Annotated in this window: 8 protein-coding genes and 1 tRNA gene; 8 read left to right on the top strand and 1 reads right to left on the bottom strand. The window is 57.1% G+C overall.

Annotation, left to right across the window (positions count from 1 at the left end; genetic code table 11):
- Positions 1–7: 7 nt before the first annotated feature.
- The 8 genes from ACTQ40_RS06235 (at position 8) to rplT (ending at position 7,644) form a co-directional block, all read left to right on the top strand.
- Positions 8–2,368 (top strand): RelA/SpoT family protein, encoded by a 2,361-nt coding sequence (locus ACTQ40_RS06235; protein ID WP_154517206.1) that lies wholly within the window; start codon positions 8–10, stop codon positions 2,366–2,368.
- Between the two features lie 86 nt (positions 2,369–2,454).
- Positions 2,455–3,138 carry an MBL fold metallo-hydrolase gene (locus ACTQ40_RS06240; RefSeq protein ID WP_441017253.1) on the top strand — a complete coding sequence of 228 codons (684 nt, stop codon included), beginning with the start codon at positions 2,455–2,457 and terminating at the stop codon, positions 3,136–3,138.
- 194 nt (positions 3,139–3,332) lie between these two features.
- Entirely contained in the window at positions 3,333–4,199 is an 867-nt protein-coding gene (gene fba / locus ACTQ40_RS06245; RefSeq protein ID WP_154517212.1) for a class II fructose-1,6-bisphosphate aldolase, read from the top strand.
- 253 nt (positions 4,200–4,452) lie between these two features.
- The gene (locus tag ACTQ40_RS06250) at positions 4,453–5,886 is read left to right on the top strand and encodes a transglutaminase-like domain-containing protein (protein WP_441563622.1); all 1,434 of its coding nucleotides are present in this window, start codon (positions 4,453–4,455) and stop codon (positions 5,884–5,886) included.
- 39 nt (positions 5,887–5,925) lie between these two features.
- Positions 5,926–6,012, top strand: a tRNA-Leu gene (locus tag ACTQ40_RS06255).
- Positions 6,013–6,444: 432 nt separating this feature from the next.
- Positions 6,445–7,014: a translation initiation factor IF-3 gene (infC, locus tag ACTQ40_RS06260; protein ID WP_006234423.1), complete on the top strand. Its 570-nt coding sequence runs from the start codon at positions 6,445–6,447 to the stop codon at positions 7,012–7,014.
- Positions 7,015–7,046: 32 nt separating this feature from the next.
- The gene (rpmI, locus tag ACTQ40_RS06265; protein ID WP_006234422.1) at positions 7,047–7,238 is read left to right on the top strand and encodes a 50S ribosomal protein L35; all 192 of its coding nucleotides are present in this window, start codon (positions 7,047–7,049) and stop codon (positions 7,236–7,238) included.
- Between the two features lie 46 nt (positions 7,239–7,284).
- Entirely contained in the window at positions 7,285–7,644 is a 360-nt protein-coding gene (gene rplT / locus ACTQ40_RS06270; RefSeq protein ID WP_006234421.1) for a 50S ribosomal protein L20, read from the top strand.
- A gap of 185 nt (positions 7,645–7,829) precedes the next feature.
- On the opposite strand, the gene ACTQ40_RS06275 is transcribed toward rplT, so the two are convergent.
- Positions 7,830–8,200: hypothetical protein (locus ACTQ40_RS06275; RefSeq protein ID WP_441563623.1), on the bottom strand; the 371-nt coding region annotated here is incomplete at its 5' end.

Here is an 8,200-nt window from a genome sequence, read left to right on the forward strand (position 1 = left end):
GACCTCGATGGATGCCGCAGCCCGTACCGCCCATGATTCCGCCCTCCAGCCCTTTTCGGAGATGGAGCACTATACGCATGCCGATGATCTGCCGCCCGAGATTATGGCGGACAGCTACGACAAGCTGGAGCGCCTGTGCCTTAAATATATGAGTGAGGATGACTTCTCCAAGGTGGAGCAGGCCTACTGCTTTGCTGCCGAGAAGCACTGCAACCAAAAGCGGCGCTCGGGTGAGATGTACATTAACCATCCCGTCGAGGTGGCTATCATTTTGGCCGACCTTAAGATGGACTGCGATGTGGTGTGCGCTGCATTGCTGCACGATACCGTCGAGGATACCGATACCTCGCTTGCCGATGTTTCGGGTCTGTTTGGCGAAACCGTGGCAGAGCTCGTCGACGGCGTGACCAAGCTCACCAACATCGAAGTCGACAACATGGACGAAAAGCAGGCGCTTACGCTGCGCAAGATGTTCCTCGCCATGTCCAAGGACATTCGCGTCATCATCGTCAAACTCGCCGATCGCCTGCATAATATGCGCACGCTTGCCGCCCTGCGCGAGGACCGCCGCCTGTTTAAGGCGCGCGAGACCATGGATGTGTACGCGCCCCTGGCCGACCGCCTGGGCATGAGCTCTATCAAGTGGGAACTCGAGGATCTGTCCTTCTTCTACCTTGAACCCGACGCTTACCAGCGCATCGCCCGCATGGTGGCAGAGTCACGCGAGGTTCGCGAACGCTTTCTGGCCGAGACTATCAAGACGCTTACCGATGAGCTCGACCGCATTGGCCTTGAGGGTTTTCAGATCAACGGTCGTTCCAAGCACTATTGGTCCATCTATCAAAAGATGAAGCGCAAGGGCAAGGAGTTCTCCGAGATTTATGATCTGGTGGCGCTGCGCGTCATCACCCATTCGGTGCGCGATTGCTATTCCACGCTTGGTGCCGTGCATACTTTGTGGCATCCCATGCCCGGTCGTTTTAAAGACTATATCGCCATGCCCAAGGTCAATAACTACCAATCGCTCCATACGACGGTTATCGGCCCCACGGCCCGTCCGCTCGAGATTCAGATTCGAACCTACGAGATGCACGAGCAGGCCGAGTACGGCATCGCCGCCCACTGGCTATATAAGAAATCGGGCGGATCGTCTGCCTCCAAGACCAACGACGCACAGCGTCTGGACGATCAGATTAACTGGCTCAAGCACTCGCTCGATTGGGCAGCCTCTGACGAGATCACCGATGCCAAAGAATATCTGCACTCACTGAAGGTCGACCTGTTTGACCAGGAGATTTTTGTCTTTACGCCCAAGGGTGAGGTCATGGCGCTTCGTGCGGGCTCTACACCGCTCGACTTTGCCTACGCTGTTCATACCGAGGTCGGCAACCACTGCGTCGGCGCCAAAATCAACGGTGCGGTGGCTCCGCTCACGCACGAAATCAAGACGGGTGACCGTGTCGAGATCCTGACTAACAAGAGCTCCAAGCCGTCGCGCGATTGGCTCAAGATCGTCAAGACGCCTTCGGCCAAGTCAAAGATTCGCCGTTACTTCGCCGCTGCGACCAAAGACGATGACGCTGCTGCCGGTCGCGATATGCTGGCCAAGGACCTGCGCAAGCGCGGGTACGGCATCTCTACGCCGCGATCCACGCGTGCACTCAATGCCGTGGCGGAGCAGTTTAACTTCAAGCAACTCGAGGACCTGTTCGCAGCCGTTGGCGCGGGCAAGGTCGCCCCGCGCGCTGTGGGCAATAAGGTCGAGCAAATCTTGGATCCCAAGCCCGAGGAGCAGCTTACCAAGGCCGAAGCCATCGCTGAGGTCGTCAAGCAGCCTGCCCGCGGTTCCAACCGCAAACCGCAAAAGCGTGGCAAGAGTGCAAGTAACGGCATTATCGTCAAGGGCGAGAGCAACAGCGGCCTGCTGGTTCGTCTGGCGCATTGCTGCAATCCGGTGACGGGCGACGACATCGTGGGCTTTATCACGCGCGGTCGAGGCGTCTCGGTGCATCGTGCCAACTGCCCCAACGTCAAGGGTCTCATGGAACACCCCGAGCGCATGATTGACGTGGAGTGGGATGGTGCTGCCGATACGCTTTTCCAGGTCGAGATCGTGGTCGAGTGCTTGGATCGTATGGGCTTGCTCAAGGATGTCACCATCGCCATTGGCGATGCAGGCGGAAATATCCTTTCCGCCGCTACCTCGACCAACCGCGAGGGCATTGCGACCCTGCGCTTTATGGTCGAGATTTCGGACGCGAGCGGTCTGGATCCGCTGCTGGCATCCATCAGCAGTGTCGACTCGGTCTATGACGCACGCCGTCTGATGCCTGGCGAGGGTGGGGCTCAGCTTAAGCGTCGCGTATAGGCGTGACGAACGCACAACGGTAATGATATTGGCTACGTTCGAGGCATCGTTTGATGCCTCGACGCTTGTAGAAGGAGGACGTGCTCATGGTCACTGCAGCTTTGGACTTAACCCCTCGGGGTACGGCTTCGATCGAGGCGCTTGTAAACGGCCCCATTCAGACCAACAGTTACGCCGTAATCTCGAGCGGCGAATGCCTGATTATCGATCCGGCCTGGGAAGGTGAGCGTCTTGTGGAACATATCTATGCCAAGCATCCTGACGCGCACGTGCTAGGCGCTGTCTGCACCCATGGCCATGCCGATCACGTAGGTGGCGTTGCCGGAGCGCGAGCCGCCGTCGGTAAGGGTTTCCTATATGAGTTAGGTGCGAAGGACGTGTTGGTATCTCGTGAGAATATCGAGGAGCAGCGAGCGATGTGGGGCATCGATACGCCCGATCCGGGCGAGCCGACGCGATTGCTTGCTGAGGGCGATACGATTGAATTGGGCGATATCTGCCTGCAGGTGATCGAGACGCCCGGTCACACACCGGGTGGCATTGTCTTGTTCGCCGCCACCGAGCAGGGAAGCATCGCCTTTGTTGGCGACACCCTGTTCCCGGGCAGCCACGGCCGCACCGATCTCGCCGGTGGAGACGAGGCGGCGATTCTGCGCTCGCTCTCCAAGCTCGCCCAGCTGCTTCCAGCCGATACCGTTTGTTTAACGGGGCATGGTGATTCGACCACTATGGCGCGCGAGCTCATGCAGAACCCTTTCATGCAGATGTAGCTTTGTAGTCAGCTGCTTAAGCACGAGAAGTGTCCAAACGTCAAGATATTTTCCCCAACGGGCCGATTCCGTAGGGCAAACGGTCAAAAAAAGTCTGTTTGGACGATATTCGTGAACAAACGAACGTTTACGCTCGGGTACGCCGTGGTAAAATCTCATGCGTTATCGGAGCAACCTTACAGGAGGTTTCTTTTATGCTCGTCAACGCAGCAGACATGCTCAAGAAGGCCGAGGCCGGCAAGTATGCTCTCGGTGCCTTCAACACCAACAACCTCGAGTGGACTCTGGCTATTCTCCAGGCCGCCGAGGAGGCCAAGTCTCCGCTGATCCTTCAGTGCACCGCTGGTGCCGCTAAGTGGATGGGCGGTTTCAAGGTCTGCGCCGACATGGTCAAGGCTGCCGTCGAGGCCACGGGTGTTACCGTTCCCGTCGCCCTTCACCTCGATCACGGTTCTTACGAGGACTGCTTCAAGTGCATCGAGGCCGGCTTCACGTCCATCATGTATGACGGCTCTCACGAGGAAACCTTCCAGCTTAACCTCGATCGCACCAAGGAGCTCGTTGAGCTTGCCCACTCCAAGGGCATGTCCATCGAGGCCGAGGTCGGCGGCATCGGCGGTACCGAGGACGGCGTGACCTCCAACGGCGAGCTCGCTGACCCCGCTGAGTGCAAGCAGATTGCTGACCTGGGCGTCGACTTCCTCGCCTGCGGCATCGGCAACATCCACGGCGTGTATCCCGCCGACTGGGCCGGTCTTTCCTTCGAGCGTCTGAGCGAGATCAAGGCTCAGACCGGCGACCTGCCCCTCGTTCTGCACGGTGGTACCGGCATCCCCGAGGATCAGATCAAGAAGGCCATCTCCCTGGGCATCTCCAAGATCAACGTCAACACCGACCTGCAGCTTGTCTTCGCTGCCGCCACGCGTGAGTACGTTGAGGCTGGCAAGGATCAGCAGGGCAAGGGCTATGACCCCCGCAAGCTCCTGAAGCCTGGTCGCGAGGCCATCGTTGCCCGCACCAAGGAGCTCATGGAGGAGTTTGGCTCCGTCAACAAGGCGTAAGTAGCGGTTTAACTTCCCGCCGGAGGCCCCGTTTCCCCTACGCTGTTTCCCTCGCGCTCACCTGGCTTCGCCAGAAGTCGCGCGATGGAATCAGCTCCGGGGAAACGGGGCCTCCTTCGTTAACTCGCTACGGGGTTACTGGGCTGAATTATTTATTTGACTACCGTTCAGCGGTGTTGATGGCTCCCTTGTTGGGGCTTTCTTTTTATGTCGGTACAATGGTCTCGGGTTGTCGTTCTGCGTGGGAGTGGTTATGGCTGTCGTTAATGTTTTGCCTGCCGATGGAAAGGTTGTTGCCGAGGGCCCCGTTGGTTGCTCTGTTGATGTTTGTTGTGATGATTTCCGGCATCTCGACATTGGATTGCCACCTGAGATCCTTCGTCTCAAGGACGCCGGGTACCTGGCGCAGGCTGTTGCGGCTTGCGACCGTCTTTTGGAGCAGAGCCCTGATCCCTCGTTGGCCGCTTGCGTTCGTGCCGAGCGGTATCGCATGATCGAGACGTCGTTTCATTTTTCGGTGTCGCGCGATCAGGCTATTGCGATGATCCGCGAGGAGTGGCCGGAGTTTACCGAGGATCAGTTTGACGACCTAATCGATCGCAAGCGCATCGACTGGCGCTTTATCGATGGTGAACTGTTCGTTCTCGACAACTTCCTTGATTCTTTGCGTGTGTATCCCAAGGAGGTTCCGGGCCTGCGTCCCGATTCTACGGATGGAACTGCGCTGCGCAACCAGATGCTTAAGAAGATGGAATCACAGGGCGGGCTGTCTCGTGCCATTACGCTTAAAGCATCCGTGTCTGTTCCCGGTGCTCTGGAGGGGGAGACCGTTCGCGCATGGCTTCCCGTTGCCGCAGCCTGCCGCCAGCAGTCTCATATCGAGATTCTCGATATGACGCCGGAGGGGGTCCTTGCTCCCGCGAACGCTTTGGCGCGTACCGCCTCGTGGGTTTCCTCGGCTGATCGATCGTTCTCAGTGACCTATCGTTATCTGATTGATGCCGCTTATTGCGATATCTACGGGGGAGCGCTTCCGGCGCATCCGTGTATGGACGCGCCGCTGCCCAAGGATATTTCCGAGGACCGACCGCATATTGCGTTCACGCCGTATCTGCAGCAGCTGACCGAACATGTTGTCGATGGTCTCGAGGATCAGCTCGACCGCGCTCGGGCTATCTATGATTATTTGACGCATCATATCGACTATCGATACCAGCCACCGTATCTGCTTCTGGGCTCTATCGCCGATGACTGCGCGCATTCGCTTCGCGGTGATTGCGGTGTTATGGCACTCACGTTTATCACCATGTGCCGCATCGCCGGCGTGCCCGCACGTTGGCAGAGCGGCCTGTACGTTGCGCCCGACTCGGTGGGCTCGCATGACTGGGCGGAGTTCTATACACCGCAGACGGGTTGGCTTAACGCCGATGTCTCGTTTGGCTCCTCGGCACGCAGGATGGGGGAGGAATGGCGCCGCCGCCACTACTTTGGCAACCTCGATCCATGGCGCATGGTGGCAAACTGTCGGTTCCAGGCAGAGTTTGAACCCGTCTTTGACGGTATGCGTGAGGACCCCTACGATAACCAGATGGGCGAGGCCTCGGTCGACGGTCGCGGATGCCGCCAGCGCGAGATGCTCCGCACGGTCGAACTCATCGAAATGCTCGAAGTTCCATTTTCGGACTAATCTACGGAAAGCTGTGATAAACTAACTCACGCAATACGTGCCCGAGTGGCGGAATTGGCAGACGCAGTGGACTCAAAATCCACCGTTGGCAACAACGTGCGAGTTCGAGTCTCGCCTCGGGCACCATACATGCAAAAGAGCGTTCAAGGGGGTTAAGGCCCCCTTTTTCGTGCCGAACTCGCGTGAGCGCGCGGAGCGTTAAGCAAACAGGCCTGTGGCCTGTTTGTAGCGGAGCGTGGCGAGGGCGCCATGCGCCCGAAGCCCGGGGCTTCGCGAAGCGAAGGCCCTTCGAGTCTCGCCTCGGGCACCATACATGCAAAAGAGCGTTCAAGGGGGTCGAGGCCCCCTTTTTCGTGTACGTAATGTGATAACGAGCGGTACGTGTTATTATCGCCAAGGCGTTGTTTCCGCAATGCCCTAAAGAGGAACCCGAGGGTTCCCACCTTTTGGCGCCAATGAGCAGCTGACTGGTCATACAACTTAGATTCTCTTCCTCATATCGAGGATGTCTATGTGTACGACCTGGTTGCAAAAAAGCGCCGGGTTATTTTTTTATGAATGGAGGTAGGGAAAATAGCTAAGTCTGATGACACCCGCATCAACGACGAGATCACTGCATCTTCGTGCCGTTTGATTGGCGTCGATGGCTCTCAGCTCGGCCTGTTCGCCATCCGCGATGCCCAGCGCGTCGCCGACGATCAGGGTCTCGACCTTGTCGAGATCGCTCCCAACGCGGAGCCGCCGGTCTGCAAGGTCATGGACTACGGTAAGTTCAAGTACCAGCAGGCCATGAAGGCCAAGGCTGCTCGTAAGAACCAGTCCAAGGTCGAGGTTAAGGAAATGAAGTTCCGACCCAAGATCGACGTTGGCGACTACGAGACCAAGAAGGGCCACGTTCTGCGTTTCCTCAAGAAGGGCGCACGCGTTAAGATCACCATCATGTTCCGCGGCCGTGAGATGGCTCACCCGGAGCAGGGTCTTAACGTTCTCGAGCGTCTCGCCGAGGATCTTAAGCCTTACGCTACGGTCGAGTCCAAGCCTAAGATGGAAGGCCGTAACATGCTTATGCTGCTCGCCCCGATTAAGGGCGCCTTTGATGAGGATAAAGCGGCAAGTGATACTAAGTAACTAGTGTTCTGTAACCGATTAAGGAGTATTTCATGCCTAAGATGAAGTCCCACAGCGGCACCAAGAAGCGTTTCCGCAAGACTGGTACCGGCAAGCTTATGCGCGCCAAGGCTTTCAAGAGCCACATCCTGAGCAAGAAGTCCACCAAGCGTAAGCGTGGCTTCCGTCAGGAGACCGAGATCGCCGCTGCCGACCGCAAGGTCATCAAGTCGCGTCTCGCCTAAGTTAGCGTTCCCGTTTTTCGTTTAACCGTCTAGGAGTTGATAGAACATGGCACGTATTAAGCGCGCTGTTGCCGCCAAGAAGAAGCGCCGTACCGTTATGCACCGTGCGAAGGGTTACTACGGTGCCGCTTCGCGTACTTACAAGCATGCTAAAGAGCAGGTCCAGCACTCTCTGCAGTATCAGTACCGTGACCGCCGCAATAAGAAGCGCGAGATTCGCTCTCTCTGGATCACCCGTATCAACGCTGCTGCTCGCCTGAACGACATCTCTTACTCTCAGTTCATGCACGGCCTGAAGGTCGCCGGTATCGAGCTCGACCGCAAGGTCCTGGCTCAGATGGCTTACGAGGACATCGAGTCTTTCAACGAGCTGGCTACCATCGCCAAGAAGGCTCTCGAGGCCTAATTGATTCTCTTGAATCGCTAGGGGAGTGTCGCGCTGTGCGCGGCGCTCCCTCTTTTTATCTAAGGCGCTGGTTTATATAGCAAAAGCGCGGGTAGATAGACACTTACAGGTGACCGATCTTTATATATCTCTTAACCGAAGGGTCATCATCTGATACGTGCAGTATTTCTGCACCAGCCTTTCTATTACTTATATAGAAAGCGATATATTGTGTAGGACTTATGAAGAGTGGAATTGACGTCCCACATCGCTTCGCGGTCTGGCAATATATCTCCTTGCCGCGCGGCCCGGTCGGACCGGGAACCGGCGCAGGCGTGCACCTTGAGAACCGGATACTGCGAGGATGGACACACCAGATGTGTCGCATCCGGGCAGACATCGAACCATTTGAAATGGTCTGACTTGGATTCGTTTTTCGCAAGGCCGCCGAGAGGCGGCCCCGAGAAATTCCTTTTCCTATCAAACAGAACCATATGAATCGAACGGAACCGATCAGCGAATGACTGAGAGGACCGGACGGGCTCGAGGCCCATATATTTTGGACGGAGAGTTCGAT

It is taken from the genome of Collinsella sp. Sow4_D11 (genome assembly GCF_052116465.1).
Taxonomy (GTDB): domain Bacteria; phylum Actinomycetota; class Coriobacteriia; order Coriobacteriales; family Coriobacteriaceae; genus Collinsella.

Coding starts and splice junctions, on each gene's coding strand:
- ACTQ40_RS06235 (WP_154517206.1), top strand. CDS start 8: ATGGATGCCGCAGCCCGTACCGCCCATGATTCCGCCCTCCAGCCCTTT.
- ACTQ40_RS06240 (WP_441017253.1), top strand. CDS start 2,455: ATGGTCACTGCAGCTTTGGACTTAACCCCTCGGGGTACGGCTTCGATC.
- fba (WP_154517212.1), top strand. CDS start 3,333: ATGCTCGTCAACGCAGCAGACATGCTCAAGAAGGCCGAGGCCGGCAAG.
- ACTQ40_RS06250 (WP_441563622.1), top strand. CDS start 4,453: ATGGCTGTCGTTAATGTTTTGCCTGCCGATGGAAAGGTTGTTGCCGAG.
- infC (WP_006234423.1), top strand. CDS start 6,445: ATGGAGGTAGGGAAAATAGCTAAGTCTGATGACACCCGCATCAACGAC.
- rpmI (WP_006234422.1), top strand. CDS start 7,047: ATGCCTAAGATGAAGTCCCACAGCGGCACCAAGAAGCGTTTCCGCAAG.
- rplT (WP_006234421.1), top strand. CDS start 7,285: ATGGCACGTATTAAGCGCGCTGTTGCCGCCAAGAAGAAGCGCCGTACC.